Source organism: Weissella hellenica (assembly GCF_005405545.1).
Classification (GTDB): domain Bacteria; phylum Bacillota; class Bacilli; order Lactobacillales; family Lactobacillaceae; genus Weissella; species Weissella hellenica.
In genome coordinates, this window is the sequence record NZ_BJEG01000003.1 from 85,231 (window position 1) to 103,646 (window position 18,416).

The window sequence follows — 18,416 nt, forward strand, 5'->3', positions numbered from 1 at the left end:
GTTAACCGTATCATAAAATACCAATTGGTGCTATAAAATTACAGGGTATGCAAACCAATAACGAACTCACTTTGCACTATGAGTCATCTAAATTAGGAAAGTTAGTTAATTTAATTTCAAATTTATAAAGTGCTACAAATCAAAAAAATAGTCTTACAAACATTGATTTAACAACATTTGTAAGACTACATCTATGCAACTGGTGGGAGTCGAACCCACAACCTCTCGGGTAGAAACCGAGTGCACTATCCAGTTGTGCTACAGTTGCATATACAATAGATGTTACGAATATGCATCCGCCTCATCTATTGTACGTTTATTTTCATAATGAATCAAGCTTACTTCTTATTAAAATATTTTTGAATTGTCTCGTCCAATGATTTCTGTGTCAGATTTAATTCAACCAGTCCTAACTTCAAGAATGAACGCCATGCATGAGCAAAGTCAGCTTGTCGTTTTTGATGATAGCTATTTAATAACATGGTCTTGATGCCCATATATTGATGCGCTAAACGAGGCTGCGGAAACTTTTTAAACTGGTCAATATCCTCATCTGTCATAACCATCAAATGCGTCCATTGCTGTTTTAGACTAATCGTCAAAAACTGAATTAACGCCTGCGTATAAAAATCAAGGATTTTTTCTTCAGCCACTGGGTCCATCTCACCTGGCACATTAATCATCACTGTCTGTGTCGCCATCATTAGTTTACTTAGCGTGACGTCTAAATTTAAATAGTCATTTAACAAGATTTGTTTAGGCCCAATTGGCACTGTCCACTGATTGCTAATCACATGTGACATGTCTTTAGTACGGCGCAAATATTGTGCAATATCCAATTTTGGCATCTATGCTAACTCCTCAATAGATTTTGGCATCAACACCTCTGGTTTAATAACGGGCTCATGGATACCACTTGTTTCAGGCTCATTTACCGCTATATTTTCAAACACGAGCGATTCACTTTCGATTGCCAAATAACGTCGTTCTACAAGATACCATGCACCAATAAAATCATAATCCAGCAAAACATCTAGCCATGAGATAGCGTCCTGGCCATCTATCACTTGAAAATGCCAGCGTTGCGCATTTGATACAGTTGCATCATTCACATAAAATAGACGCACTTCTACACCGCGATCTAATACTAACCCGGCACCATTTGGAATTGCTTGTAAAAAATAATTTGAATCGGCTGACAACACAAATAATCGATCCAACATACCGGCAGGTAATTCTTTTTGTTTCATTGGATACAAAAAATCATCTTGCGTTTCTAAAATATTATAGTCAACTTGATAATCAAATTCTTTTTCCATATAGCGACCAAATATCGTCAATAAGTTAGCGATTGGTCGAATTCGCCCCGCTGTTGTTTTTTTACGGAAATTTTCTACCAACAAATCAGTAATTGCATCAGCATTAAAATAAATTTGCCGACGGGTTAGCGACCAATAAAACAAGCGCTTTTGTGTGCCTAATTCAGTAAAATAAGCGCCACCATTATCATCATGGTTAACCTCAAATTCAAAAGTTGCCGGCTCATCTAAACCAGGAAATACTAACGTTAATTCTTCTCGTTCTGCTGGTGTCAAAATGTCATATGTTGTCACTTTAGCAAATTGTAAGAATCGATCAAAAGCCAACAAATACCAATCGGCTTGCGAATATTGACGTGGTACGACAACCCATTCTGTATCTAAAGTTGCTGTCGTTAATTGTTGTGCCAATAAATGAACTTTCTTAGGATTATCAGTGCTAGCCAATTCGTTAACCTGTGCTAATAATTCTTGGATACGTCCAATATCATTTGCAAGTAAATTAACATAAGAATTAACACGTTGTTGTAGATGTTTGGTCATATTAAACACCTCCTTGCTCAGAAGTAGCCGTTAAATTTGACACATAACTTTCGTACAAATTAACAACTGCTTGTTGGAAATTATCGAATGTTCCAAATGCATCTACAATTGCGCGTTGTTCATAAATTAAAATTGTATCTTCCTTTGAATAACTCAAAATTTGTGCATTATTCTCTGCAATTAGCACCGGCACTTTCTGGGCTTTAGCATCAGCTGCATCTAGATGTTTCAAGCGTTCTTTTAGTACTTCACGTTGCTCAGACTGACCACGATTACCAAATAGGCCACTGCGTTCTTCAGTGGTAGATAATTGTGCTAATAATTGCGTTCGTTCTGCATCACGTTGATTTTGAGCGTCAACGATTTTTTGCAATGTTTCATTGGCGCGAGTTGTATCTTCGATTACCTGTGCATTATAACGCTGGCCACGTTCAGCTAAACTAACAGCCTTATCAAGCTTTTCGTATTCATTGTCATCAAAAATAAAATTAACTGCCAATGGATCTAAAATACCAAAATGACGACGGTCCCACCAATTACCAAAATATAATTGAAAAACACCTAATTGTGTTTCTTCATAATAAAAAAATGGAAATGTTTGTGATAGGTAACTAATTAATTTTTTACCTAAATGATGACTTAATTCATCACGAATATCGTCCACTAAGGTTGCTAATGGTCGATTCGATTCTGTTTCTGATTGATGTCGTACTTTTAAATCATACTTTTGATTGTCCAGTAGTTCATAAATTTTGCGATCATCCCCCGATACAACCGCAGTTTGAATATCTGCTAAATAGTCTAACTTTGTTTGTAACTTTTGTTGTAATCCGGATTGATCTGACGGTAAATTTGTCTGAATATATGGCGTACTTTCCATCTCAACCCCTCCTATTTCTATTGATAAGTTATATAAATACTGACAAATAAAATCTGCCTATTACTATCATACAACGATAATGCAAAAAACAACGCTACTTAAGATTAAGTTAGCGTTGTTTTTATAATTTTTTTAGAAATTTTAGTATTGCTCTAGATAATTATCAATTTCCCATTGTGAAACTTCACGACGGTAAGCTTGATATTCAAGACGCTTAGCATCCACAAAAGTACGTGCCATGTGCTTTCCGATAGCTGCTTGGATAACTTCATCTTCCTGCAATTTGCTTACAGCTTCAAGAAGTGTATCTGGCAAATCAGTGATACCAGCACGACGACGCTCACCTTCATCCATTAAGTAGATGTTACGGTCAACAGCATGCGTTGGCTCCAACTTGTGCTCAATACCATCTAGACCTGCCTTCAAAATAGCCGCAAACGTCAAATAAGGGTTAGCAGTTGGATCAACAGAACGTAATTCTAAACGAGTTGAATTTCCACGAGAAGCTGGTACACGAACCATCGGTGAACGGTTTGATCCTGACCAAGCAACATATACTGGTGCTTCATAACCAGGTGTCAAACGCTTATATGAGTTAACTGTTGGATTTGTAATGGCCGTAAAATTAGCAGCGTGTTCTAAGACACCACCCAAGAAATGGTAGGCTGTTTGTGATAACTGTAGCTCTCCCTCTTCATCATAAAAGACATTACCTTCATCATTAAACAACGACATATTAACGTGCATACCGTTACCATTGATTCCTGAAATAGGCTTAGGCAAGAATGTTGCATATAAACCATGCTTACGTGCAATTGTTTTTACAATAAGCTTAAACGTTTGAATGTTGTCAGCAGCATCTAAGGCATCTGCATACTTAAAATCAACTTCGTGTTGACCAGGAGCGACTTCGTGATGCGCAGCTTCTACTTCAAAGCCCATCTTTTCCATCTCAAGAACGATTTCACGACGGGTATTTTCCCCCATATCTAATGGGGCCAAATCAAAATAGCCACCCTTATCATTTAAGTTCATTGTTGGGTTACCCTTTTCGTCCAGTTTAAGAAGGAAGAATTCAGGTTCAGTACCCAGATTAAACTTAGAAAAGCCATCGGCAGTCATCTGCTTAAGTACACGCTTCAAATTACTACGTGGATCACCTGCAAACGGTTCACGATCTACTGTATAAATATCAGCAATTAGACGGGCCACTTTTCCACCGTGTTCATCTGTTGCCCATGGAAAAATCATGAAAGTTGCTAAATCAGGGTATAGGTACATGTCTGATTCTTCGATGCGTACAAATCCCTCAATTGATGAACCATCAAACATCAAATTATTTGATAGTACTTTTTCTAGTTGTGAAACAGGTACCTCAACGTTTTTGATATTGCCAAAAACATCTGAGAATTGCAATCGCAAAAACTCAACATTTTCATCTACAATTTTCTGTCGGATATCATCTTTTGTGTATGCTCTACGTACCATTAAACTCACGTCTCCTTTATACTGTATACAACTTTTAAAATTTCTGCTGACCATTAAAACGTCCAATATTTAATAACTCATCTGCTAACATATGGCGTAAGCTTTCCTCGGAAGGTGCTGTATTATTTTGCTTTCGAAGCTTCTTTTCATCGACTTCACGAATTTCTGCTACAGTGTAGCCCGCATCTAAATACTCAGCAATTTGAAGTAGACGATCAACATCTTCTAAAGAAAAACGTCGCTGTTTACCTGCACCCCTTTGTGGTTCAACCAAACCTTGTTGATCATAATATCGTACCTGACGATCAGTTAACCCCGTTAATTCTCGTCCACTCATATTACCGACCTCCCTATGCTTAGCATAATACCACGCTCTAAGACACAGATGTGCTTTGATGTTAGCTATTCTAACATAAATTCATTTAATTGGTCTAAGATTTGGTCTAGCTGGTCAGGTGATTGTACGATATCGTACCAATGAATGTCAGTAAATTGATTATTGAACCAAGTCATTTGTCTTTTCGCATACCGTCGGGAATTTTGTTTAAGTTTAGCCACGGCATCTTTATAACTACTAACTCCCGCTAAATAATCAAATAATTCTTTATAGCCAATTGCCCGTTGTGCCGTACTATCAGCCGGTAGTGTTTGCACAAATTTTGCTTCATCTAAAATCCCCGTCGTCATCATTAAATCCACGCGTTGATTAATGCGATCATACAAAATTGACCGCTCTGTTGTTAACCCAATAATTGATGCATCATAACGTCGCTTAGACTCTGGTTGCAAAGATGAAAAAGGGTGCCCTGTATGCGTACTAACTAGCAAAGCACGTATTAATCGACGTATTTGTCCAGGTAAAATACGAGCCTCACTGATTGGATCAACCGCTTTTAGCGCTGACCGCACCGTTTCTTCTCCTTCTTCATGTGCTATTTGTGTCCAATGAGCAACAAACTCTGGATCTAAAACATCAGGCACAACAGCTAACGGGCGATCTCCTAACAACGCTTGGACATAAAAACCTGTCCCACCAACTAAAATTGGTAATTTGCCGCGTGATGCAATCTCATCAATTGCCTTTTGGGCAGCTTGGACAAATTTTGCAGCCGAATAATTTTCAGTTGGATCAGCAATATCGATTAAATGATGTGGTGCTTGGCCTTGTTCTACTGATGTTGCTTTAGCGGTCCCAATATCTAATCCACGATAAATTTGCATCGAATCACCTGAAACAATTTCACCATTAAATTGTTTCGCTATTTTTATTGACAAGGCTGTTTTTCCGACAGCCGTTGGCCCCACAATGACAACCAATTTTTGCATAATTAATTCCTTTTTTTATATTTAACCGCTTGCACAACATTATCCGTAATAACTCCTGCTACTGGCAAATGCATCAATAGCCAAGTGACGGTCGGGCGATTAATTGTCCACCAATAAGTTGGTATTTGCCATGGTATAAAAATACGCAAAGGCAAATAACGATAATCCAAATTAACTTGTTGAATGATGTTTTCTTTAGCTAGTTGCCAACATTTTCGGTTAGGGTAATGACGTAAATAACCAATGGCGACTTGCTTATCTAAAGCGCGCCATTCACGCAAAGGTTGCTCCCAAAAGGATTGTAACATCACGGTATTTGATAGTTGGCGCGCCATTAGTTCTTGGTATAATTGTTGCGCACCTTGGGGACCTTTTAATTCGATTAGTAGTAATCCTTGATAATCCGCTTGCTGTACTAATGTCAAAAAATCACTAAATGTTGGTAAATCTGCAGTTGTCTCTTCATTAATATCGTGTTTTAGTACTAACCGATGATTACTTAACTGTACGTCGATTTCTAAACCATCTGCTTCGCTATTCATTGCGCGTTCGAACGCCAATAATGAATTTTCAAGTGTACCTTGATCATGCACGCCGCGATGCGCAATGACGGATTTTTTTAGTAATTGCATTGTAATACCTCTATTTATTAAATGGTTATAAATATGTTAAAATAATTTTAACAAATATTTGGAGGAACATAACATGAAAAAATTTGGGGCGGGCCTTCTAACAGGCGTTATCGGTACAATTGCAGCTACAGCAGCTACAGCTTTCACATTTCACAAGGTGGCAGTTGAGCCAATTGAGGAAGAAGAAGCAAAGTTTGAAGAAACAGAGCGTAAATCTGCTCGTAAAGCTGCGCAATCACACGGTAACCGCTTTTAATCACTATTACCATAATATCAAAAACCAGCTAGATGGGTTAAGCAATTTTGCTTAACTTATCTAGCTGATTTTCATTTATTATTGGTTTGACTTTACCTTACCCTTGTAAGTATTAAAGCCACCCTTCAATACGTTTACTTGGTTGTAACCATCTTTATGCAAAACTTTAGCAATCCGAGCAACAAACTGGCCATTTTCATCATAAAGAAAGACTGGCTTATCTTTACGTAATGCGGCATGGTTTTCCTTTAATAACATATATTGAATGTTTCGGGCACCAAAGATGTGCTTTGCTTTGAATTTGGCTGGTTCTCGAATATCAACAATATCATGGCCATGACTTTGGACTTCAAAATCTTCACTTGATAATACTGTTGCCGACTGCTTAAGTAATCTGTTAGTCCAGATACGACTGCCGACCATCCACAATAACCAAATCAAAATAATTACAAATAACGTTATCCACATACTTCAATTCCCCATTTCTTAATACAATGCTTCTAATATCATACCAAAATTTATATCATAAATCTTTGAAAAAATAAGAATTCATGCTTATTTATTTAAAATTAAAAAAATCAGAGGTTATGACATGATGTCATAATCTCTGAAAATGTCTTTTTAGCTATTAATTAGTGAATAAACGTCAAACCAGAAGCTGAGATTGTACGAGTATGGTATGCCATACCAGCATAATTACCTTCTGAAATTGAAACTGAGTTACCATTCACTGCATCAACAACAGCAACGTGACCCAATGCACCGGCTCCCATTTCACCTGGGGCAAATACAACAACAGAACCTACTGCAGGTTGTCCATTAACAACACGACCTGCGGCAGCAGCAGATGAAGCCCATCCAGAGGCATTTCCCCAGTTGTTACCAACCCATGATAGTGCATTCTTTACAAACCATGTACATTGACCAGCTGGGTAAGAGTTACCTGCTGTATTATATGTTGGTGCTGCCACTTTTTGTGGTGCTGCAGCTTGCGTCGTTGCTACTGTTTGTGCTGCAACTGGCTGTGTTGCTTGTGGTGCTTCTACAGCTTGTGTTTCAGGTGTAGCCTGAGCTGCTGGCTTTTGAACTTCAGATGATTGTAATGTCGTGGCTTTATCAGCACCATCAACGTCCAACTTTAAAACTTCACCAACACTGATCATGTGAATATCTGACACACCATTGGCAGCAGCAATATCATCAACTGATTCACCAGTTGCTTCTGAAATTGTTGATAGTGTATCACCTGATTGTACTTGATATTCTTTACCAGCTGTTAACAAAACTGACTTAACATCTTCAACAGTCTTAGCACGCCAAGAATTGTGGGTATCACCATTATCTTTTGTGTCATCTGCTGATACAGTTGATGTTTGTGTCATTGGTAAAATAGCTGCGGCAGCTACAGTAGCAGCTGCTACCAGCCAGTTTTTGTTTGAACGTTGTGCATTTAAAGTCATTGTTTATTCCCCTTGAATGTGATTACTCTCTAAAAGATACAAGAATTATATCAATTTGATTTAACATACAAGTTACATTGGTATAACAATTTTTAATAAAAACTTAGGATTTATGATTCATTTTCTTAATTAGTCTCTTTAAAATATATTGTAGCGCTTATTATTCATTTAATTTACCCAATGTTCATAAGCGCAAAAAGGAGCGAGATAAAAGTCGTTTTGAAACCGGTGCGAAAATTGCATTATATTGCGGGAGCAAATTTTTGGAATGCATGTATGTTATAAAAATTCCGGACTCATCATTAATACATTTTTAACTAAATAAGTTGGGACAACCAAAGTTGTCCCAACTTATTTTATCTTTAAATCTGTGCTTGTAACGCTAATGAAGCGGCACCATATGCCCCTGCATCATTCCCCAACTCAGCCAACTTTACTTCAGTAACGTCACGTGTCATTTTGAAAGCAAAGTCTTGGAAGTTCTTTTTAACCTTGTTCAACAAAAAATCACCTGCTGCTGAAACACCACCACCAATAACAATTGCTGAAGGATTCAAGATATTAGCAATATTAGCAGTTGCTAATCCTAAGTAAAATGAAACTTTATCAACAACTTCATTAGCTAAGTAATCACCTGTTTGTGCTAAATCAAAGACAATTTTTGATGTAATCTCATCACCATTGGCAACCATTGACTTTAGCTTTGAGTCACCTGCATATGCATCAGCATAATCATGTGCCAAACGGACAATTCCAGTTGCTGATGTATATTGCTCTAAACAACCATAGTTACCACAAGTACATAGGTAACCACCTGGTTCCACAATCATGTGACCAATTTCACCTGCAGCACCCTTAGCACCATGAACTAACTTACCATAATTAACGATGCCGCCACCAACACCAGTACCTAAGGTCACAAAGACAACTTCCGGTTGGTTATTACCAGCACCACGCCATTGTTCACCTAAAGCAGCTGCATTGGCATCATTATCAATTGCAACATTAAATCCTAATCCTGCCTCTAAATCAGCTTTAACATGTTGTGGTTCTTTCCAATTTAAATTAAAAGCGCCCTGTACTGTACCTGTTTTTTCATCGACAGTTCCCGGCGTTCCCATCCCCACACCAATGATGCGTTCTTTGTCTAGTTGGTAAAGATCTAAATGGTAATTAATTGAAGTAATAATATCAGGGACAATATGGCTACCTTCATCCATAATATTTGTCTTGATAGACCATTTTTGTTGGATATCACCTGTAGCCGTCATAATTGCAAACTTAATGGTTGTACCACCTAAATCAATTCCGATTAATTTATCTTTAGCCATAACTTAAAACCTCTTTTTAAAATATTGTGAAATAATCAACGCTCTCGTGACCATTATACCGACAAATAACTAATTACACAACATGATTTGAAACCGTTTACAGACTATTTTGTTGTTTTTTTTCCTCGTTTTCATGCTCATGACCTAATACTAATTTAATCTGAGCATATCGTTTGTTATCTAACAAACCAGCTTTATATAAATTATCAACTTCAATTGCTGCTAATTCAATATCCCATAAACGATTCCCTAGATGTATATAAATATCATATTTTTTTAAAAGCTGTAAAACGTCTAAAAAAGTTTTCATTTTATCACTCTCTCTTTGACTAACGATTAAAAATTCTCATTAATAATATCACGATATACAAAAGCCAAACAATCAAACCGATTAAGCCCTGTTTATTAGTTGCATGCCCCTTTAGAAAAATAGGCGTCAACAAAAATCCTGAAACTAAACCACCTATATGGGCAGTTATGGCAATGTTCCCGCCAAAAAGCACCGGTAATAACGATAAAAGCACAAAAATACTTAAAGTCTTAGCTTGATATAGCCAATAATCACCATCGTCCAACAGACCGAGTAGAAAAATCATACCAAATAACCCAAAAATAGCCCCTGATGCACCAGCTGAAATTGTATTGGCTGATCCAAAAGCCAAACTAGTCAAACTACCAGTTAATAGCGCTAGTAGGTAGCTGAGCATAAATTTAATGCTACCAAAATATTGTTCCAGTAAACGACCCAAATAGTAAAGTGTAATCATGTTTAACACTAAATGCATAAGTGTCACATGCAAAAATCCTGCTGTTAATAACCGCCACCATTCTCCAAATAAAATAACTGCCGGTGTAAATAAGGCCCCCATTTTATATAACGCTGGTGCCATGACATTGATTTGTTGACTAATTATGATTTCAATAACAAAGATAACCACCATGATACCAACTAAACTCACTGTCACCGGAGCTTGACGCCAAGCATATTTAACATTATTCATTATCTATTTCCTCATCTAATACAATAACTTGGTCAATTATTTGATCAGTTGTTTCAATTGGCCAAGTTGGTTGACTAAATACATTTGCTGTAATGGAGACGGCAATTTTTGGTGCAGCAACTTGTGGTAGCCATCGATCATAATACCCACCACCAAAGCCAATTCTTTGCCCGTCTGTTGTAAAGGCAAGACCAGGTACTAAAACAAAATCAATTTCAGAGGGCGTCACAACACGTCCACCAACCGGTTCTAACATACCAAACTTATGTTTTTCATAGCTTGTATCTTGCGTAATTGTCATAAAAACCATTTGCTTTTTTGGTAATACCCGTGGCAAAACCACTGTCTTATGTTGTAATAATGCTGTTTGTATCAATAAATCTGTTGGAAGCTCCTTTTCCTGCGATAAGGTCAGGGCAATCACTTGCGCCGCTTGCCAAGCTGGTAATGCCGTTATTTTTGCAACGGTTTGTTGCATAAATTGTGCCCGTTGTTTATCTGAAAAATCAGCTAAATTAGCTAAAGCTTGTTCTCGTACGATTTGTTTTGTTGTCATGATTCCTCCATAAAATAAAAGCACTAAATATCATCTCCATTTTATTGGGTGAATCTAGTGCTTTCATTATAAACTATTTATCAGCTGAATTTGCGTGTTCAACGTCTTTCCAATAAGCTGCATAAATGGCTTTAGCAATTTTTTGGTTAACATTTTCAGTTGCTTGATCAACACCTGGCACAACAATAGCCAAAGCAACATTAGAATTAGGCACGAATGAAATCAGAGAACTCGTTAAGGTCGCCTGTCCATTTGTAAAGGTTTCGGCAGTACCCGTTTTAGCGGACACGGCTGGTTTGATATCCTTTAATCCTGCACCTGTTGCGTAACTAGAACTACTGTGTACAACTTCGTTCATACCATCCCAAATTAATTGACGTTGGTCTGCATTCCAATTAACAGTTCCCATAACTTCAGTCGGAATCGTGGTTGTCGTTTTCTGATTTTTAGCATTATGGTTCGTTATTGACTGCACGATATGTGGGCGAACACGATACCCACCATTCGCAATGGTTGCAACATATTGCGCTAATTGCATTGTTGTGTACGTATCATATTGACCAAAGGATTCATCCAACGCCTTACCAATATCTTCACGTGTTGTTTTACCACGTAATCCTGTGATTTCACCAGGCAAATCAATTCCTGTTTTAACACCTAATCCAAAACGTGAAAAGCCATCACGCATGGTTTGGAAGACACTGGTTGGTAATGAAGCTAATGACATACCATCGTAATAGTTTAAACCACCTAGTTTCAACATTACCTGCATCACATACGTGTTAGATGACATCATTAGCGCCTTATCGGCTGTTAACGGCATGTTACCACTACCATTTTGATTCCACCATGATGTTTTGGGTGATGTACCAGCCACTTTGATTGGTTGATCAGTCAAAACATTATTTTGTGGTGTAATGACATTATTCATAAATCCAGTTGTGATGGTTGCCGGCTTAACAACTGACCCAACAACGTTAGCCTGATTAACCGTTGATAGTGCATCTGATGTCAAAGCACCCGTTGAGGCATCTCGATTAACACCAGAACTTGCATAAACACCACCGGTTTTAGGATTTAATACAACTGCATAAGCACCCGTTGTATTGCCACCAGGGATATTATCACGCAGAATTTTTTCAACATCCTCTTGGAATTTGTTATTAATAGTTAAGTTTAAATCACCACCAGCTTGACCAGCATAAATCTTGTCTTCTGTTGTTTGGCCATCCTTACTTGTCGTGACTTTAACACGCCCTTTTGAACCCTTCAAAGTATCTTCATATTGCTTTTCTAGGTAAGACGTTCCAACAATATCATCACGCGCATAACCCTTCGTTAATAATTCATTGACAGAATCTGAAGGCAACCCACTCTTAGAAGTTGACGTTGCGCCAATTAACGATTTAATATCTTGCCCACCAGGATAATCACGGGTGTAATAAATACCGACACGCACACCCGGCATCTTTGATTGACGTTCTCCAATATTAGCTATTTCTTCTTGAGAAACATCATTTTCCTTCAAATAGACCGTTGAAAGTGAATACGCATTAGCCATTTTTTGGAAAATTTTCACTTTATTAAGTTGGACATCATTCAATGTAAATTCTGATTTATGATTCGCAATATAATCTGTTAAGTCGTCAACGTATTGATCAGTCCCGGGTGCTGATGTTGTGCCAGAAGCCTCAACAACTTTTGCCGCCCGTTTGGGTGACTGGATATAATACATTGCAAAGTTTGCTGTAGATACTTGTTGATCATCATTTATCTTTAAATATGAACCAACTTGATTAGCAATATCATACATTCCTTTATTTGTAATCGTTCGCGGTTTTGTATAGGTAATCGCCTGTGAACCTTTATTTGTAACGAGCACTTTACCTGTACTGTCATAAATTAAACCACGTTGTACATTTATTTTTTCGATACTAGATTCAGAACTGGTAACCTCTGTTTTATATTTAGCACTATCTGTGATTTGTAAATTCACCAATCGCCAACCTAATGCCACTAGCATCAAAATCACGATACCCATCAGAACATTCAATCGAACTGGTATTCGTGACATCGAGCCTTTTTTAATCTTTAGCCGGCCACTACGGCGTTTAGGAGATCGCATAATCTAAACCCTTTCCTTCATACTCTAATCTACTTATTGTAGCATAAAAAAAGACAATCATACCTTAACCAAATATGGAGATAATAAATTTTTCTCACGCCATTATTATAAATCGTAGTCGAGCCGTTGTCATTTTTATGTTTTAATAGAGGTAATTGAAATTATTTTGGAGAACAATATCATGTCTAAAACCTTTAATCCCCTTAAATGGCGATCTTCAACCAAAGCTTTATGGATTAGTTTCCTATTACCTGCACTAATCATGTTAATTTACTTTGCCTGTCGCCACATGGCGCCATTTGGTCCAAGTTCTATTTTAACTGTTGATTTGGGACAACAGTATATTGATTTTTATGCAGGCTTTCGTCAAACAATCCTTCACGATCCTTTACGGATTTTCTATGATTTTGCGAAAGGGCTTGGTGGTGAAACATATGGTGATTGGGCTTATTACTTGTTAAGCCCCACCAATTTCTTGTTATTACCTTTTTCAAATGTGTATCTACCAGCAGCCATTTTATTCTTAACTGTTTTAAAATATGGCTTAGCTGGTTGGAGTTTTGCGTTTGCTTTACGCAAAGCACATTGGCAAACCAGTTGGCGTTTACCTTGGTTTGCCGTTACCTATGCGATGATGGGGTGGTTTGTTGCGAATGACTTAAACATTCTCTGGTTAGATGCTGCTATTTTGCTTCCCTTAATCGTTGTTGGATTAGAATACTATCTCACACACCAGAAAGCTTGGCCCTTTATAGTGTCATTAACTGCCGTTATTATGGTTAATTATTATATGGCTTATATGATTGGTATTTTCCTAATCCTATATTTCATTTGGCGCTTAACTTGGCAAGCATATCCAATTAGGGAACGCCTTGTCATGATCCGTCGTTTTATTATTGGCGGTCTCACTAGTATTGGATTAGCAACAATTGTTTGGTTACCCACTGCCTTTACGTTGATGAATAGTAAAGGGCAACATATGCTTGATAATCTAAATTGGAAGTTTGATTATCAGCCGGCTGACATCCTTGGCAAACTGTTTTTAGGGACTTTCAATTTTGATCAAATGCCGACTGGCTTATCAAATATTTTTATTGGTAGTCTCCCAATTATTATCTTGTGGTTTTTCTTTACTCATAAGTATATTTGCTGGCAAACTCGACTTACTGCATTCGTGATTACTGGCATCTTAGTTGTTTCTATGATGTATGCACCCTTAAATTTATTGTGGCACGGCTTTCAATTTCCAGTTTGGTACCCTTATCGTTTTTCATACGTCTTTAGCTTCTGGATTTTATGGTTAGTTGGTTCAATATGGTCGCCTGCATTACGGCTTTCTTGGCGCCAATTTTTCTCACTCCTTATTTGTGCCGGTGGTGTCATCTTATACTTAACTACCCGTTTAGATGCGTTAAATTTTTTGAGTGATACCCAGCTGTATATTGGCAGCGGATTCTTTTTAGCCTTATTATTATTACACCTGACATCTATGAAAACACGATTATGGTTGCCTCTCGTCACTGTACTTGTCATTGGTGAAATGACATTGAGTACTGTTATGACACTTAATAATTTTAGCTACTTAACGAATACCGAATACCAAACTTATATCCGTAGTTTAAATCAAATCACAAAGAACCTACCCAAAAACGATCATGACTTTTACCGTGTTGCTCAGTCATTCCAACGGACCAAAGGTGACCCACTTCAAGGTGGTTATAACGGTGCTTCCACTTTTAGTTCAGCATTGGAACACCAACAAAGTGATATCATGGCCGCACTTGGTCAACCTGAAGGTGATAATTACATTGCCTACACAAGTGGGACCTTATTATCTGACTCATTATTGGGGATGCGTTATCTCTTGCAGCCAACTGGTAATGAACCCAACGTCAGTGGTACCCCCACAAATATGCAAACTTATTCACGTTCAGATACCAACGGGTATTATAAATTAATTAAACAAACTAATCAGGCTATTTTATCGCATAATGCGAACGCCTTACCTTTAGGTTTTGCTGCAAGCTCTAATGTACGCAATATCACTTTTAAAGAAAATGATCCACTTCGCAATCAAAACGTCCTTTGGGAAGGTTTAAACGGTTACAAACAGCAGCCTATTTTTGAGAGTGTAAACTTTTCTAAATCAAGTGCTGATAACGTCATTGCACCGACAACGATCACAGGCGCGTTTTTGAAAAAACAAAACACTAATGCCAGTGCTAGCTTGTCCTTAACTTATACACCAACGTCAAATAATCCTTATTATCTAACATTGGGTAATGCCGTTACGAGTGATAATGTCGATATTCAATTAAATGGCCAGTCATTGCCGGTCATTCCAAGTCATCGTCATACAATCATCTTGCCTTTGCCTGCTTATACGAAAGGACAACCGCAAGAATTAACGTTCTCACTTAAGAAAAAAGACGTTTGGTTGCAAAACGTTTCCTTATATCAAGGACATGCTACGCGCCTCACACAACAAGCAAAACAATTACAACAACACCCTTATGAAATCACAAAACAATCACCAACTAAAATTACTGGTGATATCACGATTCCAAATAAAGATGATCTCATGATGACAACAATTCCAGCTTCAACTGGTTGGGAAGTCATTGTTGATGGTAAAGTCGTTAAAACCATTACGATTGGTAATTTCTTTATTGGGGTACCCTTAACGACTGGTCATCATGAAGTAACCTTTAAATTTAAAACACCCTTTTTCAAAATTAGCGCCATTATTTCATTAGGTATGATACTATTGATTACTGGAATAGCATGGTCAGAAAATAAGAAAAGAAAGCATTCTTTGTATTAAAACACCTCAAATTACTTTACACTCGCTATTCTGCGTGGTAATGTAAATCTTGAAACTTTGGGGATAACCATTAGTCTAAATAAAAATTCATTATATTTACAGGAGAACATGTCATGGCTGAAGAAAAAACATTTCCAATGACTCTCGAAGGAAAAGCCAAAATCGAAGAGGAATTAAACAAACTTATTACAGAAACTCGTGCCGAAATCACTGGTCGTATTCAATTAGCTCGTAGTTTTGGTGATTTATCAGAAAATTCTGAATATGCATCAGCAAAGGACGAACAAGCCTTCGTTGAAGGACGTATCAAAACTTTGCAAAATATGTTGGACAATGCCGAAATCATTGATTCATCAGAAATTGCTGTTGATGAAGTTGCCGTCGGTAAAAAGGTCACTTTTAAGGAACTACCTGATGAAGAGCCTGAAACTTACAGTATCGTTGGTGCTGTCGAAGCTAACCCTACAGAAGGTAAAATCTCAAATGAATCACCAATTGCGGCTGCCCTAATCGGTCATAAAGTTGGTGAACGCGTTAGTGTTACTTTGCCAAATGGTTTTGAAATGGAAGTTGAAATTATTTCAGTTGAAGTTGCTTAATCAATACTAACTTAAACAATCTAAAATTAGTTCTGAAAGAAATTTGAAACAAATCTCTTTCAGAACTTTTTTAGTTAAATGGTATTAATTATGAACTTACAATTTTTATAACAAAAACACGAGACAAAAGTTTGAAGCCGCAATGTAACGCAATTTACGTTACATTGCGGCTTCAAAAAAATTTGTCTCGCTTTTTTATATTACTTAACTTTTGCTATAACTTGCAAAACTTCTTGCCCATATTTATCAGCTTTGGCTTGCCCGATTCCAGATACGTTCAACAAGTCTGCCATTGTTGTGGGTTTTTGACGTGCCAACGCAACCAAAGTACGATCGTTAAAAATGATAAAAGATGGCACTTCAGTCTTTTTCGACAAAGCTAAACGCCACTCACGTAATCGCTTAAACAGCTGTTGTTCACTTTCATTTAAGTCTTCTTGCGTCAATGGTGATCCAGCAGTTATCCGGTCATCTATAGCTAGTGTTGCTTCTCGCTGCAACACTTTAATATCACCATGCAAAACTTGTAAACCTGTCTTCGAAACTGTTAATCCTCGAAATTCACCCGTTACTTGTAAGTAACCAGATGCTAGCAAAAAATCAATTAAGGCAGCAATTCGCACTTGTGGTATACCTTGCATCAGTCCAAACGTTGGTAGCTTGTCAAAATGCGCCCAGTTAAACTTATTTGGTACCCGTCCTCTCAGCGTTTCGGCCGTTATCATTTTACCAAAAGCATCTTTATTTTGACGGGAGTTGCGCATCCGTACCACATGACTTAACACCTTTTGAGCATTGGTGGTAATATCCGTTACTGCACGTGTATCTAAACAATTGGTGCAATGGCCACAAGGTAGCGTTTCTTCACCAAAATATCGTGTAATATACTGCTGTAAGCAAACTGTGGTTGCCCCATAATTTGCCATTTCTTGTAACTTTTTCTTTTGTAAGCGTTGATATTCATCAGTTTGATTGTCACTATTTTCAATAAAAAATCGTTGCGTTTGTAAATCCGCTGCCGAATATAATAAAATAGCTTCGGATGGTAACCCATCACGACCGGCACGCCCAATTTCTTGATAATATGCTTCAATCGATCCCGGAATACTATAATGAATGACAAAACGAACATTTGATTTGTTAATCCCCATCCCAAAGGCATTGGTTGCAACAACAACGTTGGCACGATCAAACAAAAAATCATCTTGCGCCGTAACACGTTCCTCATCCGACATGCCTGCATGATAACCAACAACTGATAGTCCCTGTCGCACCAGGTCCTCTGTGATACTCGTCACCAGTTTACGTGTTGGCACATAAATAATGCCGGCATCTTCGCCATGTTTTTTCAAATAACGATACAAATAAGCATCTTTATCGCGTTTTTTCAAACCTGTTTCAAGGCGAATTGTTAAATTATCACGGACAACACTTGTTCGCACACTATGATCAATGGCCAACCTTGTCTCTAAATCATCTTGCACACGTTTTGTTGCCGTTGCAGTCAGCGCCATAACACGTGGTGCTGACTGCAAATTATTAATAAGATGAACTGCTTCTAAATAACTAGGTCGAAAGTCATGCCCCCACTGAGACAGCACATGCACCTCATCAATTACGACCAATGAAATATCTAATCGGTTTAATAATGCATAGGTACCTTCACTCTTCAAACGCTCAGGTGCTAAATATAATAATTTTGCCTGACCATTTAATAAATGATTCATTGCATGACGATATGCGTTATCATCTTGTGTTGAATTTAAGGTGACGGCATCAATGCCATTAGCAATTAATTCATCAACTTGATTCTTCATTAATGAAATCAAAGGTGATATCACAATCGTTATGCCTGGTAACATTAATGCTGGAATTTGATAGGTTAATGATTTACCACCACCTGTGGGCATAATACCCAAGGTGCGTTCGCCTGCCAACACAGCATCAATGATTTCTGCCTGACCTTCACGAAAGGCATCATACCCAAAAGTTTGTTGCAATGTTTCTAGTGCTGATTGCATATTTCCTCCCTATACCTATTTAGTAAAATGCGTTCAAAGGTCTTACCATCAATTC

At 37.6% G+C, this 18,416-nt stretch carries 18 protein-coding genes and 1 tRNA gene; 3 read left to right on the forward strand and 16 right to left on the reverse strand.

The window, feature by feature from the left end:
* Positions 1-194: 194 nt before the first annotated feature.
* The 8 genes from FFM61_RS03205 to FFM61_RS03240 all read right to left on the reverse strand — a co-directional run bounded on the left by FFM61_RS03205 (position 195) and on the right by FFM61_RS03240 (position 6,188).
* Positions 195-268: transfer RNA gene (locus FFM61_RS03205), tRNA-Arg, on the reverse strand.
* A gap of 70 nt (positions 269-338) precedes the next feature.
* Positions 339-848: a dUTPase gene (locus tag FFM61_RS03210; RefSeq protein ID WP_074427149.1), complete on the reverse strand. Its 510-nt coding sequence runs from the start codon at positions 846-848 to the stop codon at positions 339-341.
* Positions 849-1,862, reverse strand: coding sequence for a hypothetical protein (locus tag FFM61_RS03215; protein ID WP_074427148.1), 1,014 nt, complete (start codon positions 1,860-1,862; stop codon positions 849-851).
* Position 1,863: 1 nt separating this feature from the next.
* Positions 1,864-2,742 carry a hypothetical protein gene (locus FFM61_RS03220; protein ID WP_074427147.1) on the reverse strand — a complete coding sequence of 293 codons (879 nt, stop codon included), beginning with the start codon at positions 2,740-2,742 and terminating at the stop codon, positions 1,864-1,866.
* A 141-nt stretch (positions 2,743-2,883) separates the two neighbouring features.
* Complete coding sequence (gene glnA, locus FFM61_RS03225) at positions 2,884-4,230, reverse strand: type I glutamate--ammonia ligase (protein ID WP_074427146.1); 1,347 nt, start codon at positions 4,228-4,230, stop codon at positions 2,884-2,886.
* Between the two features lie 34 nt (positions 4,231-4,264).
* Positions 4,265-4,567, reverse strand: a complete 303-nt coding sequence (locus FFM61_RS03230; RefSeq protein ID WP_137604600.1) for a MerR family transcriptional regulator — start codon at positions 4,565-4,567, stop codon at positions 4,265-4,267.
* A 65-nt stretch (positions 4,568-4,632) separates the two neighbouring features.
* Positions 4,633-5,556, reverse strand: a complete 924-nt coding sequence (gene miaA / locus FFM61_RS03235; protein ID WP_074427144.1) for a tRNA (adenosine(37)-N6)-dimethylallyltransferase MiaA — start codon at positions 5,554-5,556, stop codon at positions 4,633-4,635.
* Between the two features lie 2 nt (positions 5,557-5,558).
* Positions 5,559-6,188 (reverse strand): glycerophosphodiester phosphodiesterase, encoded by a 630-nt coding sequence (locus FFM61_RS03240; protein ID WP_074427143.1) that lies wholly within the window; start codon positions 6,186-6,188, stop codon positions 5,559-5,561.
* A 73-nt stretch (positions 6,189-6,261) separates the two neighbouring features.
* Here FFM61_RS03240 and FFM61_RS03245 point away from each other — a divergent pair, with 73 nt between their 5' ends.
* Positions 6,262-6,444: a DUF3042 family protein gene (locus tag FFM61_RS03245; protein WP_042491660.1), complete on the forward strand. Its 183-nt coding sequence runs from the start codon at positions 6,262-6,264 to the stop codon at positions 6,442-6,444.
* A 78-nt stretch (positions 6,445-6,522) separates the two neighbouring features.
* On the opposite strand, the gene FFM61_RS03250 is transcribed toward FFM61_RS03245, so the two are convergent.
* The 7 genes from FFM61_RS03250 to FFM61_RS03280 all read right to left on the reverse strand — a co-directional run bounded on the left by FFM61_RS03250 (position 6,523) and on the right by FFM61_RS03280 (position 12,917).
* Positions 6,523-6,912: a rhodanese-like domain-containing protein gene (locus FFM61_RS03250; RefSeq protein ID WP_074427142.1), complete on the reverse strand. Its 390-nt coding sequence runs from the start codon at positions 6,910-6,912 to the stop codon at positions 6,523-6,525.
* Positions 6,913-7,076: 164 nt separating this feature from the next.
* Positions 7,077-7,904 carry a COG3942 and LysM peptidoglycan-binding domain-containing protein gene (locus FFM61_RS03255; protein WP_074427141.1) on the reverse strand — a complete coding sequence of 276 codons (828 nt, stop codon included), beginning with the start codon at positions 7,902-7,904 and terminating at the stop codon, positions 7,077-7,079.
* A 362-nt stretch (positions 7,905-8,266) separates the two neighbouring features.
* The gene (locus tag FFM61_RS03260) at positions 8,267-9,235 is read right to left on the reverse strand and encodes an ROK family glucokinase (RefSeq protein WP_074427140.1); all 969 of its coding nucleotides are present in this window, start codon (positions 9,233-9,235) and stop codon (positions 8,267-8,269) included.
* A 97-nt stretch (positions 9,236-9,332) separates the two neighbouring features.
* The gene (locus FFM61_RS03265) at positions 9,333-9,545 is read right to left on the reverse strand and encodes a YqgQ family protein (protein ID WP_074427139.1); all 213 of its coding nucleotides are present in this window, start codon (positions 9,543-9,545) and stop codon (positions 9,333-9,335) included.
* A 19-nt stretch (positions 9,546-9,564) separates the two neighbouring features.
* Complete coding sequence (locus FFM61_RS03270; RefSeq protein WP_083194451.1) at positions 9,565-10,236, reverse strand: rhomboid family intramembrane serine protease; 672 nt, start codon at positions 10,234-10,236, stop codon at positions 9,565-9,567.
* Positions 10,229-10,792 (reverse strand): 5-formyltetrahydrofolate cyclo-ligase, encoded by a 564-nt coding sequence (locus tag FFM61_RS03275; RefSeq protein WP_074427137.1) that lies wholly within the window; start codon positions 10,790-10,792, stop codon positions 10,229-10,231. The genes FFM61_RS03270 and FFM61_RS03275 overlap by 8 nt, the downstream gene beginning before the upstream one ends.
* 73 nt (positions 10,793-10,865) lie before the next feature.
* On the reverse strand, positions 10,866-12,917 hold the full coding sequence (locus FFM61_RS03280; RefSeq protein ID WP_074427136.1) for a peptidoglycan D,D-transpeptidase FtsI family protein: 2,052 nt from the start codon (positions 12,915-12,917) through the stop codon (positions 10,866-10,868).
* Between the two features lie 181 nt (positions 12,918-13,098).
* Here FFM61_RS03280 and FFM61_RS03285 point away from each other — a divergent pair, with 181 nt between their 5' ends.
* On the forward strand, positions 13,099-15,741 hold the full coding sequence (locus tag FFM61_RS03285) for a YfhO family protein (RefSeq protein WP_074427135.1): 2,643 nt from the start codon (positions 13,099-13,101) through the stop codon (positions 15,739-15,741).
* Positions 15,742-15,854: 113 nt separating this feature from the next.
* The gene (gene greA, locus FFM61_RS03290) at positions 15,855-16,340 is read left to right on the forward strand and encodes a transcription elongation factor GreA (RefSeq protein WP_074427134.1); all 486 of its coding nucleotides are present in this window, start codon (positions 15,855-15,857) and stop codon (positions 16,338-16,340) included.
* 200 nt (positions 16,341-16,540) lie between these two features.
* Here greA and recQ read toward each other — a convergent pair whose 3' ends face one another.
* Positions 16,541-18,361: a DNA helicase RecQ gene (gene recQ, locus FFM61_RS03295; protein ID WP_074427133.1), complete on the reverse strand. Its 1,821-nt coding sequence runs from the start codon at positions 18,359-18,361 to the stop codon at positions 16,541-16,543.
* Between the last annotated feature and the right edge of the window lie 55 nt (positions 18,362-18,416).